Here is a 21,743-nt window from a genome sequence, read left to right as displayed (position 1 = left end):
CTGCCAAAAACAAAGGCGCACAACAAGCTTCGCCAGAATTTTCGATATCGCATCTCTTTCCCCCGTTCTGCGGCCCCTGGCATTGATGCCACTTATCCCGATTCTGCCACAAGCCTTGCCCGGCGGGGCGGCGGGAAAACCGGGGGCTTAGCGCTGTGCGGCGGCGAGCAGGGAACGCAGTTGGCCGGCCAGCGAGGTCCAGTCAATCGGCTTGGCGATGTGGCGGGCCCCCAGTTGGCGCGCCCGCTCGAAAAATTCGGGATCACTGCGCCCGGTCAGCAGAACGACGGGGAATCCGCTGCCATGCGTCTGGCGGATGGCAGCGCACACCGCGAAGCCATCGAGGCCGGGCATTTCGACATCGAGCAGGGCAAGGTCGAAGGTAGAGGTTTGAAACTTGGCCAGCGCATCGTCGCCGCTATCGGCCAGCGTCAACACAAAGTCGCTGCTGGCCAACGCTGCCTGCATCAACAAACGGGTTGTCGGATCGTCATCCGCCGCGAGCACCCGCCAGGGCGTGGCGCTCATGCCTCAGGCCTGGCCAGAAGCCCTCTCAGGGCGGCTTCGACGCGCAGCCATTCGGCGCGAACGCCGTCCACCCGGGTTAGCAGTTGTCGCATATTCCCGTCCCGGCCGAATTGCTCGATCTCGCTGCACCGCCTGGCCAGGCCGTTGGCGCCGACGTTGAAACTGCTCGACTTGAGGGCGTGGGCGGCGCTTGCCAGCAAGCTGGCATCGCCTTCCGCCAGGCCCCGGTCGAAGTTCACCCATTCGCGCTCCGCTGCTTTCAGATAGGCTGTCAGCACCTGCCCAACCAGCGCCTCCGCACCGTCCGGAGACAGGGCGCGAATTTTCTCGAGGGCCTCCGGATCAAGCGCTGCACCATCGCTGCGCTCCTGCCCGGGGCGGGCCGCATCATTGACGACAACCGGCGGCTTTCGCCGCTCAGCGGGCAACCACTGCGCCAGCATCTGCAACAGGGCCTCGCCGGTATAAGGCTTGGCCAGATAGTCGTCCATCCCCGCTGCCACACAGCGCTCACGGTCGCCCTTCATGGCATTGGCGGTCAGCGCGATGACCGGCAGATGCTGGCCGCCGAGCGCTTCGCGTTCGCGCAGTACCGAGGTCGCGGCGAAACCATCGAGAATCGGCATCTGGCAATCCATCAGGACCAGATCGACCGTCTCGGTAGCCAGCAGGTCGAGCGCCTGCTGCCCATCCCCCGCGGTGACGACCTCCAGTCCCAGTCTTTCCAGCTGAGCCCGCGCCACAATCAGATTGCTTTCGTTGTCTTCGGCGAGCAGTACCTTGCCCCGCAACTTCTGGCTGGCCGGTAACGCTTTCGGGCGTTCGCTGCGCTCCGGGCGGCCGAGAGCGGCGTCGACCGCACGCAGAAAATCTGCCTGGCGCAAGGGCTTGGCCAGGCAAGCCGCGACCTCCATCCCGGCCTGCGCCAATTGCTGAGGCATGTCGGGTGCTGCCGAGAAAACGATGACCCGGCTCGCCAACAGCCGCGAATCCGCACGCAGGGCGCGCACCAGGTCAATTCCTGACATTTCGGCCATTTCCATATCGACCAGAAACAATGCATACGGCTCGCCCTTGGCCATGGCGGCGCCGGCCATGGCCAGCGCCTGCAGACCGGAACCGGCCGTATCCGCCCTCAGCCGGTGACTGTTCAGCTGGGCCAGCAGAATGTCGCAATGCGCCGGGGTGTCGTCGACGATCAGCAAGCGCCGGCCAGCGACGACGGCTGGCGCGTGAACCGGCTTTTGCTCCGGCAACTTGCCGAGCGGCATGGCCAGCTCTACCGAAAAACTTGCCCCCTGCCCCGGCTGACTCTCGACGCTGATAGTGCCGCCCATCATGTCGACCAGACGCTGGCAGATGGCCAGCCCCAAACCCGTGCCGCCGTACTGCCGGGTAGTCGAGCCATCCGCCTGGGCAAAGTGCTCGAAAATTCGCTGCTGGGCATCGAGCGGAATGCCGATCCCGGTGTCTCGCACGGTCAACCGGAATTTAAGGCCAAATTCGGAATGTTCGAGTACGCGCAAACGCAGGAAAACCTCACCGCTCGCCGTGAATTTGATGGCATTACCCAGCAGGTTAACAACGATCTGCCGCAAACGCAGCGCATCGCCACGGACCACCAGGCTCTCGTCCGGCGGTAGATCGGCCAGTAGCTCCAGACCTTTCTTGCCGGCCTGCTGCGAAAACAGTTCGAGCGACTCCTCGAGCAAGTGACGCAAATCGAAATCGACCACATCGAGTTCCAGCTTGCCCGACTCGATTTTCGAAAAATCGAGAATGTCGTTGATGATCCCGAGCAGGTGTTTTCCCGAGCGCTCGACCGCCTCGACAAACTGGCGCTGGGTCGGCGCCAGTTCAGTATTGAGCAGCAGCTCTGTCATGCCCAGCACACCATTCATCGGCGTCCGTATTTCATGGCTCATCGTCGCCAGAAACTCACTCTTGGCCAGGCTGCCGGCCTCGGCCGCCTCCTTGGCAAGCCGCAGTTCACGCGTCCGCTGCTCGACAATCTGCTCGAGATTGCCCAGGTGCGTCGACAACCAGTGATCGCGCTCACGAATCTGTTCGACCATCTGGTTGAAGCCATTGGCCAGCTGGGCTATTTCCGTCACCCCGCTGTCGGCAGCACGAATATCGAGCCGGCCGACCGATACCTCCGCCATGCGTAGCGTCAGGTCCTGCAAGGGCTCAATCAACTTTTCCACGTGCCGCGCCTGTAAACGCAAGGCGACGGCCAGAGCGACTGCCGTTTCAAACAATATCAAACCAAGATAAATCAGCAACTGTTGATAAACGCTGCTCAAATCGATGCTCAGCCTCAACCAGCCAAAAGGCTGGTCTGGCGTGCCGGCCGGGGCCAGAAAATCGATCCGGCTCCAGGAAAACCGATGCCCGGCCACCGGGTTACTCAAGGGCATCGGCCTGGCGTCTTCAGCCCCGTACCTGTCGTAGGCAACAAACACGGAATGATCCTGCCGGTACAACGCAGCCGAATGGAGAAAAGGCATGCTGCGCAGAAGGGCAAACCTTTCGTTGAATGCCTCGCGCTCCCCTCCGGCCAATGCCGGACTCAAGCTCTCGTTGAGCAATTCGAGGCGAGCGTAGCCTTCGGCAACATGCCCGCGCATTGCCATCCAGCCAGCGGTGCACAAGATGAATATGCTGACGAAGGCAATCGCCAGAAGCAGCACATAAAAATTGATGCTGGCCAGTCGGGCACGAATGGAAACGGTCGGCATCAGGTTCATCACCCCCGCCCCTCCGGCACCAACTTTGACGATTTCAGGGCCTCCGCCGCCGAAAGCCAGGTTTGCCGAAATGATGCCCGCAAGGCCTGACGCAAGCTTTCCTGAACGGATGTCGCCTGCCCGGCCTGGCATTTCAACAACTGATCCTCGAGAGCAGCAGCAGCCTCCACCAGCGCCGTCGCGCCGACATTTGCCGCCGCGCTGCGCAACGCGTGCACCTTCTTTTGCTCCTGGGCGTGGTCGCCGGCACTCTCCCGCCACGCCAGTTCCCAGTCGGCGAAATGCTCAACGAACAGGCCGACCGCCTGCCACCAGAGCATGGGCTGATCGAGCATGCGCGCGACAGCTGCAGCCACATCAAAACCATCCAGGGTACGGGGAACAGACATCCAGTGCGGCACGATATAAATCCGTCGGAGAGGTCAGAAACAGAGGGCAATTGTCACCCGAGACGCTGGCTCAATGTTAAAAATTAGTAAAACAAAGCCTTTGTTTTGCAATGGATTACAATCCCCGCTTTATCGTGTAACCGAAACGAATAACCATGCGTCAGACTGCGCTCATCGTTGAAGACGACCCGGGAACTCGCCACGTATTGAGTACAACACTGGCCACCGCCGGCATCGACTGCATTTTTGCGGAAACCGGCGCCGCCATGTGGCGACGTCTTGACGAAAAGCCCGACGTCATCATTCTTGATTTAAGCCTGCCCGACGCCGATGGCCTCGAACTGCTCCGCCAGCTTCGCCAGCACTCCGAAATTCCGGTTCTTATCCATTCGACCCGCTCCGACGAAATCGAGCGCATTATCGGCATCGAAATCGGTGCCGACGACTTTCTGCCCAAGCCCTGCAATATGCGTGAATTGCTGGCCCGCACCCGCGGCCTGCTACGCCGGAGCCAGCGCGCCACCACTGGCCGTGGCGAGATGCGCCGCCTGCACTTCGGCGACTGGATACTGGATACCGCCTCGCGCGAACTGACCCGAACCGGTGGCCAGCCGACGCCGCTTGGCGTGTCGGGCTTTGCACTGCTCGCCGCCTTCCTTGAGCACCCCTTCGAGCCGCTCTCACGCGAACAACTATCGCGCGTCCTCAAGCGCGAATATGTGCCCTACGACCGGATCATCGACGTCCATGTCAGCCAGATCCGGCGAATTCTCGGCAAACAGGCCGATGGCAGCAGCTTTATCAAGACACTGCGCTCGCAAGGCTACGTTTTCATCGCCGAGGTCGAGGCGCTGAACTAAACGCCCCTGCCCCCACAACGCCAAAGGCCATGCACTCGCATGGCCTTTGTCTTTTCAAGCTGGCCGACTCAGCCGGCCGTGCCGGGCCGGCCTTACTTCACCAGCCCCTTGCAGCCGCCAACGGTATTGCCGTTGCACGGAATCGACGTCTCGCGATTGATCAGCCACTTGCCGTTCACCTTGATCATCTCCAGGGTCTTCTGCGTCGTGTCGTTGTAGCCCTTCGACTGATAAATCTGGCGGAATTCGGCAAAGGCGCGGTCGTTGCCGTCCATCCGAACTTTCATGTCCTGGATATCAACATTGATGTCGCCACGAGCCGAAATGCGACCTCGGCGCAGTTGCGCCCAGTCTTCGCGGGTCAGGCCACCGTCCGGGGTGAAGGTCGGGGCATAGAAGGCGCTGTAGGCGGCGTAGTCGCGGGCCGACCAGGCGGCTGCCCAGGATTTGACCTGATTCTGGATGCCGGCTTCGGGGCCGGGGGCGACCGGGGCGGCGACGAGCGGGGCGCGGCTGGCGTTGAGGGCGGCGGCTTTGGCGTTGAGGGCATCGCGATCGGGCAGGCCGAGGGCGATGGGGTCGTTCGGGCAGAGTTGGCTGGGGTCGACGTCGGCCAGTTCGTCTTTGTCCGGGGTGGCGGCATCGAGACGTTGCAGGCCGAGCTGTTCGAGCAGCGTGCCCATGCCGGCATAGGTGCGCAGGTAGGAGAGGGTCAGGTCGGTGTCGGCGTTGACGTTGGCACGGCGGGCGGCGAGGAGTTCGTTTTCGGTATCGAGAAGGTCGAGCAGGGTGCGCTGGCCGACGTTGAACTGGTCGCGGTAGGCGTCACGGGTTTTTTCGAGAAGGGCGACCTGGCGGGCGTTGAAGGTGGCTTGTTCCTTGAGGCGCTGGACGTCGTTGTAGGCGATGAGGAGGGTTTGCCGGGTGTCGCGGCAGGCTTTTTCGCGGAGGTCGAAGGCGAGGTTTTTCTTTTCGATGGTCTGCTTTTCGCGGGCACGGTCGGAGCCGCCGTTGAAGAGGTTCCAGCTGACGACGAGTTCGGCGACGTTGTGGTGGCGATCGCCGGTGTCGCCGAGGTAGTTGCGGGTGTTGTCGGTGCGGGCGCGGAAGTCGAGTTTGGGGGAGTAGGCGGCGCGCCGGTTGTTGATTTCGTATTGGCTGGCTTCGATGTTTTCGGTGGCGGCGAGCAGCGCGGGGTTTTTGCGGTGCAGGGTGTCGAGGGCGATTTTGGCCTGGGTCGGGATGGCGTTGTTGAGTTCGCTTGGCGGGGTGATGGCGTCGGCGGGTTGGGCGCCGATGAGGCGCTGGTAGCGGGCGCTGACGTCGTGGAGGTTGGCGCTTTCGGTGATCAGGTTGATTTCAGCGAGGGCCAGACGGCTGCCGGCTTGTTCGAAGTCGACGCGGCGGCCGACGCCGCTTTGGGTGCGCCGTTCGATCTGGTCGTAGGTGGCTTTGTGCTGGATGTAGTTGTCTTTGGCGAGGTCGACGAGGTGGCGGTAGCGCAGGACGTCGAGGTAGGCGCGGCCGGCTTCGAGGGCGGTGTTCTCGGAGGCGTCGAGGAGTTCGTAGTAGCGGACGAGGCGGGCTTTGTCGAGGCGGCGGACTTCGTTGCGGGTGGCGAAGCCGTCGAAGAGCATCTGGTTGAGACTGAGCATGACGCCGCTGCGGGTGTAGTCGCGGTCAGCGGCCGAGGGCTGGCGCAGGCTTTCGCGGCCGGCGCCGGCGGTGAGGTCGACGCGCGGGAAGTAGCCGCCGCGGGCAACGCCGATTTCCTCGTCAGCGGCGCGGTAGGCGTGCCATTTGGCGGTGACTTCCGGGCTGTTGAGAACGGCCCGTTGGGCGACTTCTTTCAGGGTGGCAGGGGTGGCAATGGCGCTCGGGATCGACTCTGCCGCATTTACCAGAAGAGGAAATGCGACGGTTACCAGCAAGGAAAGGAGTTTTTTCATTTTCATGGGGGATAATCAGCAAGGTTTTGGCCGGATTATAGAGATTCGCCATTTGTCGAATGTGAAATAACCGACGTTTCCAACCCAATAATTCAACGACTTGACGCGTCCATTGCGTAACAACACTGCGCTGCTCCGCTGGCTGGCCACAATTGTCGCCATAGGCATGCTCTCTCTGAGCAGCCTGCCTTTGGCGCTGGGCGTGGACTTTGACCAGCTGCAGCAGGTATTGCTCAGCCGCTTTGGTGCTGACCGCGTCCCGTTGCTGACCGATTGGCAGCGCATGCTCGGCGAAGAGCGCAAGGCGCCGGAAACAGACAAGTTGCAGCGCGTCAATGACTTCATCAATCGGCGCATTGCCTTCGACGACGACATGTCGGTGTGGGGCCAGAACGACTACTGGGCAACGCCGACCGAAACAATTGGCCAGGGGCGTGGTGATTGCGAGGATTTCTCCATTGCCAAGTATTACTCGTTGATCGATCTCGGCATACCGATCAACAAACTTCGTCTGGTCTACGTCAAGGCAGCACAGACGGGGCCGGCGGGAACCTTCCTGCAGGCGCACATGGTGCTGGCTTATTACGCCACACCGACCGCGGACCCGCTCGTCCTCGACAACCTGAATCCCCAGATCCTGCCCGCCTCCCGGCGCAGTGATCTTTCACCCATTTTCAGTTTCAACAGCGCGGGGCTGTGGCAGGGCACCGGCAACAACGCCAGCAAGAGCAATCTGTCACGCTGGCAGGATTTGCTGGCCCGGGCGCGCGCTGAAGGCTTCCAGTGAGGTAATCGACATGTCCTTGTTCCGACAACTCTGGCTCGCGGTCATCGCCAGCACCGTTATCGCTTTTGCCGGCAGCTTCATCGTCAGCACGCTGACGGCTCGCCATTATCTGGAACGCCAACTGGCCATCAAGAACAATGACAACGCCGCCACATTGGCGCTGGCCATGTCGCAACTGGACAAGGATCCGGTCACGGTTGAACTCCAGGTCGCGGCTGTATTCGACAGCGGTCAGTATGCGACCGTGCGGCTGATCGATCCGAACGGCAAGACGATGATTGAAAAAACCAGCCCGCAGGATGCCGGAAACGTACCCGACTGGTTCATTCGAATATTTCCGATTGACTCACAGCCAGGGCAGGCACAAGTTTCTTCGGGCTGGAGCCAGTTCGGCACGATCGAGCTGGTCAGCCACAGCCATTTTGCCTACACCGAGCTATGGGGTGGCGCCCTCAAACTGCTCGGCTGGTTCGCCATCGGCGGCGGCCTGATGGGCCTCCTTGGCATGCAGTTCCTGCGCCGTATCCGCCGCCCCCTCGACGCCGTGGTCGGGCAGGCGCAAGCCATCAGCGAAAGGCGCTTCACAACAATCCAGGAACCTGCGACGCCCGAGCTGAAAAGCCTGGCCAGCGCGATGAATACGATGGTCGATCGCCTCAAGGCGATGTTCGCCGAGGAGGCGGCCCGTCTTGAACAGGTGCGCCGCGAAGCGAACCAGGACAGCCTGACCGGCTTGGCCAACCGCGCCTTTTTCATGAACCAACTGGCTGCTGCACTGAGCGACGACGACGCTGCTGCTTCCGGCTCGCTGGTCTTGCTGCGCCTGGCCGATCTGGCCGGCATCAACAAGCGGGCCGGTCGGGAAATGGCCGATGAACTGCTGCGTCGACTCGGCAGCACGCTGAACGGACTGGCTGCAGAAAAGCCCAATGCCGCCGCCGCCCGCCTCAACGGTGCCGATTTTGCGCTACTCCTGCCGGGCGTTCAGGATCCCGCGCCGTATGCCGAGATACTGCTTCACGCACTAAACGACCTGACGGCAGCCGGCCTGATCGACGGCGAACGCATTGGTCACATTGCCAGCGGTGTCTATCTGCATGGCCAGACGATTGGCAGCCTGCTCTCCCGCGTTGACGCCGCGCTGGCATCAGCCGAGGGCCAGAGCGGGCTGGCTTGGTGCCGTGCCGAGAGCGATTGCGATCAACATGCCACGTCCAACGCCGACTGGAAGAAACTGCTAGAAGGCGCCATCCAGACCCAACGCCTGCGCCTGATCGATTTTCCGGTGGCTGGCAACGCCGGGCAATTGCTTCACTTTGAATGCCCGCTGCGCCTGCAAACCACCGAGGACGGCGAATGGCTGACCGCCGGCAGCTTCATGCCGATGGCCTCGCGGCTATCGATGACCACAGAACTCGACCTGGCTGCTGCCCGCCTGGCGCTGGAGCGCATTGCCGCCGGCGCACCGGCCGTTGCGGTCAACCTGTCTGGCGAGTCGATTCTGGATGCCTCGTTCCGTGCCAGGTTGTTCGCCCAAATCGCCGCCCGCAAGGATCTGGCCCCCCGTCTCTGGCTGGAAGTATCGGAAATCGGCGCCTTCCAGCACTTCGATGAATTCCACGCTTTCTGTGACGCACTGCGCCCCCTCGGCTGCCGCCTCGGCATCGAGCACTTTGGCCGCCAGTTCAGCGAAATCGGCCGCCTGCACGGCATCGGCCTCGATTATCTGAAGGTCGACGGCAGCTTCATCCGCGCCATCGATACCCAGACAGGCAACCAGGCCTTCATCAAGGGCCTGTGCAGCATCGCGCATAATATTGGTTTGACCGTCATCGCCGAAGGCGTGCAGACCGCCGAGGAACTGGCCATCCTGCCCGAACTGGGCTTCGATGGCGCAACCGGCCCCGCCGTCCCGAGGAATTGAACGATGAGCACCGAAATCGAACTCAAGCTTCAACTCAGCCCGAAAGCAGCACGCAAACTGGCGGACCATCCGCTGCTCGCCAACATCCAGCCGCAGAAACTGCATTTGCTGAACACCTATTTCGACACCCCGACACTGGAGCTTCACGCCCGGCGTGTTGCCATGCGCTTTCGCAAAAAGGGCTGGCAATGGCTGTGCACCGTCAAATCAGCCGAACCGGCGAGCGGCGGACTGGCCATGCGCAGCGAATGGGAAGCGCCTGCCACGCCGGGCATATTCGACTTCAGCCATGTTGACGCCGCCGATTTCCGCGACTATCTCGAGCAGCGCGTCAATCAGTTCGAACCCATTTTCACCACCGATTTTCGCCGTCAGGTCTGGAACGTGCCATTCGGCGAATCGCTGATCGAACTGGCCATCGACCGCGGCCAGATCGAAAGCCGTGGTCAGCGGACGCCAATCTGTGAAATTGAACTCGAACTGCTCTCAGGCAAGGTCGATGACATCTTCAACCTGACCCGTCAGCTTCAAAAAGACCTTGATCTGTTCCCCGCCATCGCCAGTAAGGCTGAACGTGGCTACGCCCTGTTTCTCAATGAGCCGCTGCGGCCATTCAAAAGCAAACCGGTGCCGATCAACGAGCAGCAGACCCCCATCGAGGCCTTTCGCAGCATCGCGCTGAGCTGCCTGGAGCACTTCCAGCGCAACGAAAAGGGGCTGTTGCTGGGCAGTGAAGCAGAATTCATCCACCAGGCCCGCGTTGCACTGCGCCGCCTGCGCTCAGCGATCAAGGTCTTTGCTCCGGTGCTGCCACCCGAATTTGTCGCCGCCTACGGCCAAACCTGGAAAACGCTGGCCAGCGCCTTGGGCGAGACGCGCAACTGGGACGTTTTCCTCGAAGAAACCCTGCCCCCCATCGCCGAAGCCTTTCCGGAAAACAGCGACATCAAGCGCCTGCGCAAAGCAGCGCAACGCCGCGCCAGCAGCGCCCGAAAATCCGTCATCGGCCTGCTTGCGGTCAAGGAATACCCGCGCCTCCTGCTCGAATTCACCGCTGCCGTTTACACGCTTAGCGACACGCTACCGATGCCGATCAAGGATTTCGCCCAACAGCAAATCCGCAGCCACGCCCGGAAAGCCCGCCGCATGGCCAGCCGGCATGCCGAACTGACCCCGGAGGAACGCCACAAAATGCGCATCGCCTTCAAAAAGCTGCGCTACACGCTGGAGTTCTTCGCCCCGCTACTGCCACAGAGAAGGCTACGTCCCTATCTGGCTGCACTTTCACAACTGCAGGACGAACTCGGCCTGATCAACGACCACATCACCGCCAACACGCTGATCGCCGAAGCCCTTGATGGGCGCGCGGCAGGCCCGATTCACGGCTGGATATCGGGCCGGCACGCGCTGCTGGTCAGTGAATTGCCTGAAGTGCTGCAAACCTGGCTGGCGCAAAGGGCACCGAGAGGCTGACCTATCTCCAGGCTTCAAGGTTTTTGATTTTGGCCTTTTTTCCCGGTTGACCGTAGCAAATTGATTTTTCAGCAACCAAACCCAAACCCGACCTAAATTCGACCATTACACCAGAATCGCGGCCCACCACCGCCACCGCAATATTCCCCCGCCCCCACAAGATCGGGGTAACTCATGACCGCCGCGGCAATCAGCAACACGTTAGCTCCCCCCCAAACCAGCAACGGAACCCAGCGCGGCACGTGCCTCCTCTCGCCCTGAAAACGGGGGAGGCAGTGAGCCGAACACCAGCCGACCGTGATCGCCAGCCACAATTGTGGATAGGGCATCACAAGAACACCATCGACCATACTTTGGACGATGGACGACAACACGGCAAACAGCAGCGCCCATCTGAGTTCTGCCCCCGCCTTGCCATCGCTGGATCGGACTTCGCCAAATGCCTTGGCCAGCCAGACCGTCACGACAGCCATGATCATGAAAAACACGGGTAGCCCCCACTCGCTGGCGATCTGCAGCATGGCCTGGTGCGGATGGTTAGCGACCGGATTCTTCAACGAAGCAAAATGCATTGGCCCAATGCCCAACCAGGGAAACTCGACAACTTTGGTCCAGGCATCTTTCCAGAGAATCTCCCTTAACGACAAACCAAACACCTGCTCACCGGCAAAGCGATAATCTGCAGCCTGACCCGTCACCCAGGTAATCGTGTGCAAGACAAGCCAAGCAAGCACGAAGCCAGCAACCATCACTAGCAACATACGCTTCGCAGCATCCCTACCGCCCCCCTTCAAGCCCAAGAACACGATGGAAACCGCCAACCAAGCCGCTATCGTTCCCCGGGTGCCCGCCACGAATACCATCCCCGCCACAGAGACCATCAGGAACATATCCACACCGCGTGGATAACGAACACTTGCTCCCTCGGGAAGAAACAGCCTGGCCGCCAACAACGGCGCCACGATGGTCAGAAACTGCCCCTGGAAACGCATGTTTGAAAAACCGTTGAGCAAGCTCCAGGGAGTGAAGTAAAGGTCCGCATGAGCCATCGCGGCGATAAATGAGACATAAAACTGGAGAACCATTCCCGCCAACAAAAGACGCAAGAAAGCGCCCAAAAACAGATCCGCCCTATCTTCAAACTCGCGCACGAGGCAAAAAATAAAAATGCCTATGCCGGCACTACCCACCAGCAAGGCAACTTCAGATGCAGCCCACAAAGGATGCAAGGCCAAGGAGGCAGATAATGTACCAAGCACCAGAACGCCCACGGCAGGCCATAACCAGAGAGGATTTGCAAAAAAAACTCTGGAAGGCCGAAGCAACAAAATTCCGGAAAATGCCAGCACAGAGATAGCGATCTGCCCCAGCCGCTGCTGGTCATGCCAAGTGAAATCTGGATGAGGCACCCAGATCATCAGACCCAACAGGATTGCGACGCCCCCTGTGGTAAGCAATGTCAGATGGTGGTGCAACCCAAGGGAACGGCTATGCATACAGTATTTTCATCCCTCAAACAAAATCACAAGTCACCACAAGCACTACGGGAGCCGCGCCTGCCACAAACAAGAAAAGCGCCTTGAAGCGCTTTTCTTATGAAACCTCATTCAGCCACACTCAGGTCGGCCAAACGCCCTTCCTGTTGCATTACGAGTTCGTACATTTACCAGTAGATGCTGCACACTGAGGATTTTTCCTCTTCGTATCGTTGCCTTTTGTCGGCGTAACGTAGGCCAAGGGGTCGTTATTATTGTAAGCCGTCACAGTCATACTGGCACCCGACGTACAGGCAGAAGGCACAAACGCGGGAATGGTTGAGACATTCGGGTCAACAGCGAGGGCGGCGGCCGCACTGACGTAAGCGGTGGCTTCTTTCAAGCAGGCGCCGTTAGCTGCATTTTGAGTATAGTCACGATACGCCGGCAGCGCAACGGCAGCCAAGATACCGATAATGGCGACAACAATCATCAGTTCGATCAGGGTGAAACCCTTTTGAACGCTCTTCATTTGAATCTCCTTTTAATGCCAAGGCGGGAAAGTCGCTGAGTTACTCTCAACAGTTTCTGTGCCAGGTGCTAGAAAAGCCGTATGGATACCATCCGAATTTTCACAAAGCCATTGTCATTCATGGCTTTGGCACTTTTTGTAGGCAACCGCAAAAAAGCAGATGGCATCAACAAACCAAAGAATATGACAATTTACGTCTCCCCAGAGGGGCAGAATGTGACGGAAATAGGGAGTCGCGCCTGCCTCAAAAGAAAAGCGCCTTGCGGCGCCTTCTTTTGGAACTTCATTCAGCCATTCTCAAGTCGGCCAAATGCCCTTCCTCTTGCATTACGAGTTCGTACATTTACCAGTAGATGCCGCACACTGAGGATTTTTCCTCTTCGCATCGTTGCCTTTTGTCGGCGTTACGTAAGCCAAGGGGTCGTTATTATTGTAAGCCGTCACAGTCATACTGGCACCCGACGTACAGGCAGAAGGCACAAACGCGGGAATGGTTGTGACATTCGGGTCAGCAGCAAGGCCGGCAGTCGCACCCACGTAAGCGGTGGCTTCTTTCAAGCAGGCGCCGTTAGCTGCATTCTGCGTATAGTCACGATACGCCGGCAGCGCAACGGCAGCCAGAATACCAATAATGGCGACAACGATCATCAGTTCGATCAGGGTGAAACCTTTTTGAACGTTCTTCATTTGAATCTCCTTTTAGTGACAAGGCGGGAAAGCCGCTGAGTTACCTATAACAGTTTCCGTGCCAGGTTTTGGAAAAACGGGATGAATGGCACACTGATTTTCGTAAATCCCTTGTCATTCATGGCTTTGGCGACTTTTCTTGCCCACTGTAAAAAAACGTAGCATCCAGACGCATAGAAAGACATGCCAATTTGCGTCACCCTGAGTGGACGCAATGCGGCAGGCATAGCGATTTCAGGCCGTGGAATATGGCAAATACAACACCGGCCTAGTAGCGCAGCGAAGATTCAGCAGTCGACCTGATGGGTTTTCAGGAAGGCGCTGGCGTATCGGCGGTACACCTCGCTGCCAATAAAGACTTCGTGAAGCGCGGGGTCGATATGGCCGTTGTGGCTGAATCGCTCGAGGATGGTCAGGGCTTCAGAGAGTCTCATACCCTCCTTGTAGGGCCGGTCCTTGGCGGTAAGCGCTTCGAAGATGTCGGCAATGCCCATAATCCTTGCCTGCCAGCTCATGTTTTCTCGCTTGAGGCCTTTGGGGTAGCCTTTGCCGTCCATCCGTTCGTGGTGGCCACCGGCGTATTCGGGGACGTTTTTGAGGTGTCGCGGCCACGGTAATTGTTCGAGCATCTTGATGGTGGCGACGATGTGGTGGTTGATGATGTCGCGCTCGGCGCGAGTCAGCGTACCGGAACGGATGGTCAGGTTCTCGAGTTCGTCGTCGCTGAGGAATGGGACTTCCTCGCCGTCGGCGTTGCGCCAGCGATATTCGGTGGCGATTCGCCGGACCTGCGCGATGTCTTCGTCGGCCATCTTTTCGCAGCCGATATTGGCGCGATGCAGGATTCCACGGTCAACCGGAATTTTTTGGCAAAATTCAAAACAGATTCGCTCGGCCTCGGCCGGTGCCATGCCTTCGGCGATGCTTTTCCATTTACGGATCTCGGCATCGCGCCTGACGACCTCAAAACGCGTGTCGATGAGATGGATGCGGTCGTAAATGGTTTGCAGTTTGGTCGCCTTGTCCACGATGTGCACCGGCGTCGTGACCTTACCGCAATCATGGAGCAGTGCGGCGATGCGCAGTTCGTAGCGATCCTTGTCGGTCAGTTTGAAATCGGCGAGGGGGCCCGTGGTGGTGGCGTCGGCGGCCTCGGCGAGCATCATGGTCAGTTCCGGCACGCGCTGACAGTGGCCGCCGGTGTAGGGCGACTTTTCGTCGATGGCCAGATTGATGAGCTTGACGAAGGACTCAAAAAGCGCTTCGAGTTGCTCAACGAGTTGCCGGTTGCTGAGCGCGATGGCGGCCTGGGAGGCAAGCGATTCGGCGAGGCGCTGGTCGGCCTGGGAGAATTCGCTGACCGTCCCTTCGGTCGGGCTGAGGGCATTGATCAGTTGCAGCACGCCGATGATCTCGCCCTCGTGATCCTTCATCGGCACGGTAAGGAAAGACTGCGAGCGATAGCCGGTGCGCGCGTCGAACTGGCGCGTACCGGAAAAATCGAATCCTTCGGCGCTGTAGGCGTCGGCGATATTGACTGTCTTGCCCGTTATCGCTGCGTAGGCGGCGACCATGCAGTCGTTGGCAGAGCCATCGTGGCGATAGAGCGGCAAGTCGGGAAACTTGCCCGAGGTGGGCTGATCGCTGGAGCCACCAAAGGCCAGGTTGAGCGAATTGGTGCGGACGATTTCGAAATGCAAGTGGCGCTTGTCGTCCGACAGCAGATAGAGCGTGCCGCCATCGGCCCGGGTGATCTGCTTGGCGGCGAGGACAATTTTTTCGAGCAGCAGCTTGATGTTGTGCTCGCTGGACAGCGATGCACCGATATCGTTGAGCTGTTCCAGGCGGCGAAACAGGTCGTCCGAGGTTTCCATGAAAGGGCGTCTCAGTCAGAACTCGAAAATCTGGTTGTTTTGCAGCATGCCGGGAGAAAACGCCTGAAGACAGCGGTTGATTTCCTCCATGGTCGCCTCGACCTGCCCTGGTTTCAGATGCGAAATGTGAATCTGGCAGGGGCGCGTCAATTTGTTCAGTTCCGCCGCCAGCACGTCCGGCCAATAGTGCTTGGACATCTCTGCCAGGCGCGACTCACGGTTGGGGAAGGCGCACTCGATGATCAGATGACGCAGGTTGGGAATGACATTCACGGCCTGCCAGAACGCTTCGCACGGCCCGGTATCGCCAGAAAACACCAGACTGGCGGCACCGGAATCGAGGCAATAGCCAACAGCCGGCACGGTGTGATTGGCCGGCAAAGCCGAAACATGGCGCCCGGCCAGCGAAACTGTCTCTGCCAATTTGATGCTGCGATAGCGCATGAAGGGCTGCTCGGCCGAGGGAACTTCGGAAAAGTCAGGCCAGATCGCCCAGTTGAAAATATGCTTGTGCAGGCTGTCGAGCACCGCCTCGGTGCCGTACACGGTAAGCGGCTTGCCGCGGCGATCAGCCACGGTATCGATCATCATTGGTAGCGCAGCAATGTGATCGAGATGGGCATGCGTCAGGAAAACGTGATCGATGGCCGCCAGTTCCGCTATCGACAATTCGCCGACGCCAGTACCGGCATCGATCAGGATGTCGTGGTCAACGAGAAACGACGTGGTTCTCTGGTGTCTGCCACCGATGCCACCACTGCAGCCGAGTACGCGGAGCTTCATGCTTGTTGGGCCTGCCGATAAGTTGGGCCGCCCCTCGGGTCACCCGGGTGCTGGCCGACTCGGATTGTAACCCTGCACCCCGTGGGCAGCCCAGCCAGCAGGCCAAAAAACAACCGTTTTCAGCCCTTCAGGAAGAATTCCATCTTGATGCCGGCAATCTCGATGACATCGTGGTCACCCAGCGGAACGGCCTGCGCATCGAGCGCCTTGCCATTGACGATGGGGAACTGCCGCCCTTCGACATGGGTGATGAAATAACCGTGCGGCCGCTTGGCGATCACCGCCACCTGCAAACCGGGCTTGCCCAGGGTGGTCAGCGTCTTGGTCAGATCAAGTTCCTTGCCGGCATTCGGGCCGTTGAGGAGCTGTATGGCGGCGGACATACCCGGCACCGGTGCCTTGGGTTGGGAGGCCATGCCGATACTCGACCGGGTCATGGTGTCCGTTGGCGCCAGTTGCAGTTCAGAAGGCAATTTAAGAGAACCCGAACGGATCGCCGCGTTCTTTTCGAAATCGCTGGCGGCGGCACCAGCCTGCAGATCGGCCATGTACTTCAGTTTGTACTTGCCGAGTTCGATGATGTCGTTGTTGCGCAGGAAGTGCTTCTTGATCGGCTGGCCATTGACCAGCGTTCCGTTGGTGCTGTTCAGGTCTTCAAGAAAGGAATCGGCGAGAATGGTGACGACCACGGCGTGCTCGCCCGAGATCGCCAGATTGTCGATCTGGATATCGTTCTGCGGCTTGCGACCAATGGTCAGGCGCTCCTGATTGAGCTGAATTTCCTTGAGCACCAGACCATCCATCGAGAGGATCAGTTTTGCCATCTTGCCTTCCCCAAATCACTGCAAACGGGTCAGTAGCCGCTGCCACCAACCCTTGGGCGATGCGAAATCGCCGACAACCTTGATCAAAATGACCGACACATTATCCCGTCCACCGTTGGCATTGGTCATATGCACCAGATGATCCGCCGCCAAAGCGAGATTGCTACCCAGCGTTTGCAGCGTCACCGCAATATCGTGATCCTCGATCATGTCGTTCAGGCCATCGGAGCAAAGCAACACGATGTCACCTGACCGTACGTCGTAATCGTGGACTTCAACCTCGACCTCGGGATCGACCCCGAGCGCTCTGGTCACCAGATTCCGGTTTTCCGCATAGCGCGCCTGTTCAGCAGTGATAATGCCATTATCAAGCTGTTCCTGTAAGAGGGAATGGTCGCGCGTCAACTGCTCGAAATTGTCGCCACGCAGACGATACAGGCGCGAATCGCCAACGTGGGCGACACACATCCGATTGTCGTAGAACCACGCCAGAACCAGCGTCGTGCCCATGCCGGTGTACTGGGAGCAACTTTGGGCCGCATTGAAGATGGCCAGATTGGCCGCCTTCACTTCATTGACGATATGCTCTTCGACGAGGGCTGCGTCATGCAGTCCCTTGTCAAGAACGGCAGGGGAATTGATGACGCCCGCCATGTCCTCGGCCAGTCGGGTCGTTGCCAGGCCACTGGCCACCTCGCCAGCGTTATAACCGCCCATGCCATCGGCCAGGATGGCCACGCCGAGTCCGGCATCGGCGTAGATGGCATCTTCGTTATGCGAACGGATCATGCCCGGATCGGTGCGCATCACGATTTCCAGGGCGTCCGCCAGTTTCATCGCGGAAACCCTGGCAACAGACATGCACGGCGCGGCGAATTTTCAGCGAAAGGCATCAGCGGAACAGCTCGCGTCCCGCGATACATATCAGCTGAATTCCACGCTACCCCGAACATTTTTCCTCCGCCGATGGCTGTGCCACCGTAAAACAGGAGGCACAAAACCGTGCCATTCTTACCTGCCGTTGCGTTTCGGTCAAACCTCATTCCATGGGCATTTGACGGCCAAGCCCGCTGGCCTCGGCAGCCGCCAGCACGCGCAACGCCACGGCCAGATCCTGGATGGCCATTCCCTGCGACTCAAACAGCGTAATCTGCTCTGCCGACGCCCGCCCGGCATGGCGCCCGACGATCACTTCACCGAGCTCGACCAGTTGGCGCGAGTGCAGGCGCCCCTTCTCCAGCAAGGGGAGCAAGTCGCCGGCCTCGGCCAGGGCCGTGGGCACGGCATCAACGGTGACCAGATCGCAGCGCCGGATCGCCGCTTCCGACAACTCTTGTCGAATCAGTGAATTGGACCCGGCAGCGTTGATGTGCACGCCGTGCTCCAGCCAGGCCGCATCGAACAGCGGCAGCGCCGCCGTCGTCACTGTCCCGATGATATCGCTGCCGCGCACGGTTTCTTCGGCACTGTCGGCCGGCTCGACGGCAACACCTGTCGTTTCGCTCATGCGCCGGCAGAAATCCTGCAGTTTGTCGGCCTTGCGGCTGAATACCTTGACGCGCTCCAGCGGCAAGGCGGCACAGATTGCCCGAACATGGCCCTCAGCCTGCCAGCCTGCGCCGAATACGCCAGCCACGCTGGCGTCGGGCCGGGCCAGCCAGCGTGCCGCGACGCCGCTCGCTGCCCCTGTGCGGATCATGCCCAGATAGTCGGCCTCGATGACCGCCTTGAGCCGCCCGGTCGCGGCATCAAACAGATGGACCAGAAAACGGTTGCCGCTCTTGTTGCTGGTATAGGCCTTGTAGCCGATCACGCCCTGCGCCGGGAGGGCCCCCTGCAGAATATGCAGCACTGTCTGCGGCAGACGGCTGCGTGCCCGCGGGGTATCGATGGCTAGGCCATTGGCCAGGTCGCGATGCGCCGACTCGACGGCTTCGAGCGCCATTTCCACGGTCAACAGGTTTTTTACGTCATTTTCCGAAAGAAACAAGGCCACGATTTTCCCCTAAACGATGGTGACGTCCTGCCGGGCGAGAATCCGTTTTTCCAGCCAGCGGCCGACGATAACAACCAGTAGCGCGCCGACGATTCCGGCCACCTTGGCCGACCAATCCGGCAACTGCGGCAGAACAGCCGTGACGCCGGGATCGGAAAAAATCATTTGCCCGGCAACGTAGCCGAGCAAAGCAGCGCCAAACAGGACGATGGACGGATAACGCTCCATCCAGTGCAGGATCAGTTGGCTCGACCAGACGATCAGCGGGATGCTGACCGCCAGCCCGAAAAGCAGCAGCGCCAGACTGCCGTGGGCGGCGCCGGCAACGGCAATCACGTTGTCCAGGCTCATCACGAAATCGGCGACGACGATGGTTTTCACCGCCCCCCAAAGATTCGCCGAAGACTCGATATCATGCCCCTCCTCATCCTCCGGCAGCATGAGCTTGACGGCAATCCATACCAGCAGCAGGCCACCAACGAGCTTGAGCCACGGCAGGTTCATGACCAGCGCGGCAAACACAGTCAGCACGACGCGCAAGCTGACGGCGCCGGCAACACCCCAGAAAATTCCGGTGCGGCGCTGTTCGGGGGAAAGATTGCGGCAGGCCAGCGCAATGACCACGGCGTTGTCGCCGGAGAGCACGATATCGATCAGGATGATCTGGCCGACGGCAACCCAAAAAACGGCAGAAGTTAAATCAAGTTCCATAAAAACCAGGCGAAAAAAAGGCGGACACGCGGCCCGCCTTTTTGGTTGAGCTAGGCTCGAATTTTACAGCAAGGCCTTGAGCAGCTTGGCCATTTCGGACGGGTTGCGCGTCACGGTGAAACCACAGGCTTCCATGATTTCCAGCTTGGCATCAGCCGTGTCTGCACCGCCGGAGATCAACGCACCAGCGTGACCCATGCGCTTGCCGGCCGGGGCGGTGACACCAGCGATGAAGCCAACGATCGGCTTCTTCATGTTTTCCTTGCACCACATGGCGGCTTCGGCTTCGTCGGGACCACCGATTTCGCCGATCATGATGACCGCGTCGGTTTCCGGATCGTCGTTGAAAGCCTTCATGACGTCGATGTGCTTCAGACCGTTGATCGGGTCACCACCGATACCGACGGCAGACGATTGGCCGAGACCGATTTCGGTCAGCTGGCCAACGGCTTCGTAGGTCAGGGTGCCGGAACGGGAAACGACGCCGATGCGACCCTTGCGGTGGATGTGACCCGGCATGATGCCGATCTTCACTTCGTCCGGGGTGATCAGGCCAGGGCAGTTCGGGCCGAGCAGCAGGGTCTTCTTGCCGCCGGCAGCTTCCTTGGCCTTCATCTTGTTGCGCAGGATGAGCATGTCGCGAACAGGGATGCCTTCGGTGATACAGATGGCCAGATCGAGGTCGGCTTCAACGGCTTCCCAGATCGCAGCGGCAGCACCCGGGGGCGGCACGTAGATGACGGAAACGGTGGCGCCGGTTTCGGCCGCAGCTTCCTTGACGGAACCGAAGATAGGAATATTGAAGATGCTTTCGCCAGCCTTCTTCGGGTTCACGCCGGCAACGAAACATTCCTTGCCGTTTGCGTATTCCTGGCACTTTTCCGTATGGAACTGGCCGGTCTTGCCGGTGATGCCCTGGGTGATGATGCGGGTGTTCTTATTGATGAAAATGGACATTCAATAGCTCCTTACTTGACCGCAGCAACGATCTTGGTGGCGGCTTCGGCCATGGAATCGGCAGAAATGATCGGCAGACCGGAATCCTTGAGGATCTTCTTGCCCAAATCTTCGTTGGTGCCCTTCATGCGCACAACGAGCGGCACGCTCAGGTGGGTCAGCTTGGCTGCAGCAACAACACCTTCGGCAATCGTGTCGCACTTCATGATGCCGCCGAAGATGTTGACCAGGATGCCCTTGACCTTCGGGTTCTTGAGCATGATCTTGAAGGCTTCAGTCACCTTCTCGGTCGTGGCGCCACCGCCGACGTCGAGGAAGTTGGCCGGCTCGGCGCCGAACAGCTTGATGGTGTCCATGGTGGCCATGGCCAGACCGGCACCGTTCACCAGGCAGCCGATGTTGCCGTCGAGCGAGATATAGGCCAGATCAAACTGGGAGGCTTCGACTTCGTCCGGATCTTCTTCGTCCAGGTCGCGCATGGCGACGATTTCCGGCTGACGATACAGCGCATTGGAGTCGAAGTTGAACTTGGCGTCGATGGCCTTGACGGTGCCGTCACCTTCGTGGATCAGCGGATTGATTTCAGCCAGCGAAGCATCCGTTTCCATGTAGCAGGTGTAGAGCTTCTTGAGCGTGTCGATACACTGCGGAATCGAGGCTTCCTGCATGCCCATACCCTTGGCCAGGAACATGCCCTGCTCGTCGGTCAGGCCGACCAGCGGGTTGACGAAAACCTTGACGATCTTTTCCGGGGTTTTGTGGGCAACTTCTTCGATATCCATGCCGCCTTCGTAGGAGGCCATGATGGCGACGGACTGCGTGGCGCGATCAGTCAGCGCGGCAACGTAGTACTCGTGCTGGATGTCAGCACCTTCTTCGATCAGCAGGTGACGAACCTTCTGGCCTTCCGGACCGGTCTGGTGCGTGATCAGCTGCATGCCGAGAATCTGGCCGGCGTACTCGCGCACTTTTTCCAGCGAAGTTGCGACCTTGACGCCACCGCCCTTGCCACGGCCACCGGCGTGAATCTGGGCTTTGACGACCCAGACCTTGCCGCCCAGGGTTTCAGCTGCCTTGACTGCGTCTTCGACGGTCGTGCAGTGAATCCCGCGCGGAACCGTAACGCCGAATTTTTTCAGGAGTTGTTTGCCCTGATATTCGTGAATTTTCATGCGCTTTCCTTGCGTTTAGTTGAGTTGCGAGCAATGAGCAGTGGCCGAAACTTCCCCCGACCCCACCCGGTT

19 protein-coding genes are annotated in these 21,743 nt (G+C 59.7%); 4 read left to right on the top strand and 15 right to left on the bottom strand.

Annotation, left to right across the window (positions count from 1 at the left end):
- Positions 1-147 precede the first annotated feature (147 nt).
- From AC07TV_RS04695 to AC07TV_RS04685, 3 genes are read right to left on the bottom strand one after another with little or no spacing between them, the layout of a single operon-like run.
- The gene (locus AC07TV_RS04695; protein WP_494647238.1) at positions 148-528 is read right to left on the bottom strand and encodes a response regulator; all 381 of its coding nucleotides are present in this window, start codon (positions 526-528) and stop codon (positions 148-150) included.
- On the bottom strand, positions 525-3,278 hold the full coding sequence (locus AC07TV_RS04690) for a response regulator (RefSeq protein ID WP_494647380.1): 2,754 nt from the start codon (positions 3,276-3,278) through the stop codon (positions 525-527). The genes AC07TV_RS04695 and AC07TV_RS04690 overlap by 4 nt, the downstream gene beginning before the upstream one ends.
- On the bottom strand, positions 3,278-3,667 hold the full coding sequence (locus AC07TV_RS04685; RefSeq protein WP_494647237.1) for an Hpt domain-containing protein: 390 nt from the start codon (positions 3,665-3,667) through the stop codon (positions 3,278-3,280). The genes AC07TV_RS04690 and AC07TV_RS04685 overlap by 1 nt, the downstream gene beginning before the upstream one ends.
- A 155-nt stretch (positions 3,668-3,822) precedes the next feature.
- Here AC07TV_RS04685 and AC07TV_RS04680 point away from each other — a divergent pair, with 155 nt between their 5' ends.
- Complete coding sequence (locus tag AC07TV_RS04680; protein ID WP_494647236.1) at positions 3,823-4,527, top strand: response regulator transcription factor; 705 nt, start codon at positions 3,823-3,825, stop codon at positions 4,525-4,527.
- 92 nt (positions 4,528-4,619) lie between these two features.
- Here the strand turns inward: AC07TV_RS04680 and AC07TV_RS04675 are convergent, their stop codons facing one another.
- A complete protein-coding gene (locus tag AC07TV_RS04675) occupies positions 4,620-6,482 on the bottom strand; it encodes a TolC family outer membrane protein (protein WP_494647235.1) in 1,863 nt (620 codons plus the stop codon).
- Between the two features lie 106 nt (positions 6,483-6,588).
- Between AC07TV_RS04675 and AC07TV_RS04670 the strand changes: the two genes are divergently transcribed.
- From AC07TV_RS04670 to AC07TV_RS04660, 3 genes are read left to right on the top strand one after another with little or no spacing between them, the layout of a single operon-like run.
- On the top strand, positions 6,589-7,263 hold the full coding sequence (locus AC07TV_RS04670; RefSeq protein WP_494647234.1) for a transglutaminase-like cysteine peptidase: 675 nt from the start codon (positions 6,589-6,591) through the stop codon (positions 7,261-7,263).
- A 10-nt stretch (positions 7,264-7,273) separates the two neighbouring features.
- A complete protein-coding gene (locus tag AC07TV_RS04665; protein WP_494647233.1) occupies positions 7,274-9,187 on the top strand; it encodes a bifunctional diguanylate cyclase/phosphodiesterase in 1,914 nt (637 codons plus the stop codon).
- A gap of 3 nt (positions 9,188-9,190) precedes the next feature.
- The gene (locus tag AC07TV_RS04660) at positions 9,191-10,660 is read left to right on the top strand and encodes a CYTH and CHAD domain-containing protein (RefSeq protein ID WP_494647232.1); all 1,470 of its coding nucleotides are present in this window, start codon (positions 9,191-9,193) and stop codon (positions 10,658-10,660) included.
- 92 nt (positions 10,661-10,752) lie between these two features.
- Here the strand turns inward: AC07TV_RS04660 and AC07TV_RS04655 are convergent, their stop codons facing one another.
- The 11 genes from AC07TV_RS04655 to sucC form a co-directional block, all read right to left on the bottom strand.
- The gene (locus AC07TV_RS04655; RefSeq protein ID WP_494647231.1) at positions 10,753-12,156 is read right to left on the bottom strand and encodes an O-antigen ligase family protein; all 1,404 of its coding nucleotides are present in this window, start codon (positions 12,154-12,156) and stop codon (positions 10,753-10,755) included.
- A gap of 151 nt (positions 12,157-12,307) precedes the next feature.
- Positions 12,308-12,667, bottom strand: a complete 360-nt coding sequence (locus tag AC07TV_RS04650) for a pilin (RefSeq protein ID WP_494647230.1) — start codon at positions 12,665-12,667, stop codon at positions 12,308-12,310.
- Between the two features lie 327 nt (positions 12,668-12,994).
- Positions 12,995-13,354, bottom strand: a complete 360-nt coding sequence (locus tag AC07TV_RS04645) for a pilin (protein WP_494647229.1) — start codon at positions 13,352-13,354, stop codon at positions 12,995-12,997.
- 287 nt (positions 13,355-13,641) lie between these two features.
- Positions 13,642-15,228, bottom strand: a complete 1,587-nt coding sequence (locus AC07TV_RS04640; RefSeq protein ID WP_494647228.1) for an HD domain-containing phosphohydrolase — start codon at positions 15,226-15,228, stop codon at positions 13,642-13,644.
- Between the two features lie 15 nt (positions 15,229-15,243).
- Positions 15,244-16,011 (bottom strand): 3',5'-cyclic-nucleotide phosphodiesterase, encoded by a 768-nt coding sequence (locus AC07TV_RS04635; protein ID WP_494647227.1) that lies wholly within the window; start codon positions 16,009-16,011, stop codon positions 15,244-15,246.
- Between the two features lie 119 nt (positions 16,012-16,130).
- A complete protein-coding gene (locus AC07TV_RS04630; protein WP_494647226.1) occupies positions 16,131-16,835 on the bottom strand; it encodes an FHA domain-containing protein in 705 nt (234 codons plus the stop codon).
- A 15-nt stretch (positions 16,836-16,850) separates the two neighbouring features.
- Positions 16,851-17,672, bottom strand: a complete 822-nt coding sequence (locus AC07TV_RS04625) for a Stp1/IreP family PP2C-type Ser/Thr phosphatase (RefSeq protein ID WP_494647225.1) — start codon at positions 17,670-17,672, stop codon at positions 16,851-16,853.
- Positions 17,673-17,874: 202 nt separating this feature from the next.
- A complete protein-coding gene (locus AC07TV_RS04620) occupies positions 17,875-18,831 on the bottom strand; it encodes an ornithine cyclodeaminase family protein (protein WP_494647224.1) in 957 nt (318 codons plus the stop codon).
- A 9-nt stretch (positions 18,832-18,840) separates the two neighbouring features.
- A complete protein-coding gene (locus AC07TV_RS04615) occupies positions 18,841-19,542 on the bottom strand; it encodes a TerC family protein (RefSeq protein ID WP_494647223.1) in 702 nt (233 codons plus the stop codon).
- Between the two features lie 63 nt (positions 19,543-19,605).
- Positions 19,606-20,499, bottom strand: a complete 894-nt coding sequence (gene sucD, locus AC07TV_RS04610; protein WP_494647222.1) for a succinate--CoA ligase subunit alpha — start codon at positions 20,497-20,499, stop codon at positions 19,606-19,608.
- An 11-nt stretch (positions 20,500-20,510) separates the two neighbouring features.
- Positions 20,511-21,671: an ADP-forming succinate--CoA ligase subunit beta gene (gene sucC / locus AC07TV_RS04605; RefSeq protein WP_494647221.1), complete on the bottom strand. Its 1,161-nt coding sequence runs from the start codon at positions 21,669-21,671 to the stop codon at positions 20,511-20,513.
- Between the last annotated feature and the right edge of the window lie 72 nt (positions 21,672-21,743).

The organism is Azonexus sp. GW821-FHT04F04 (genome assembly GCF_059420025.1).
The sequence above is the reverse complement of the archived record's forward strand: the minus strand, read 5'-3'. Positions and strand labels throughout refer to the sequence as shown.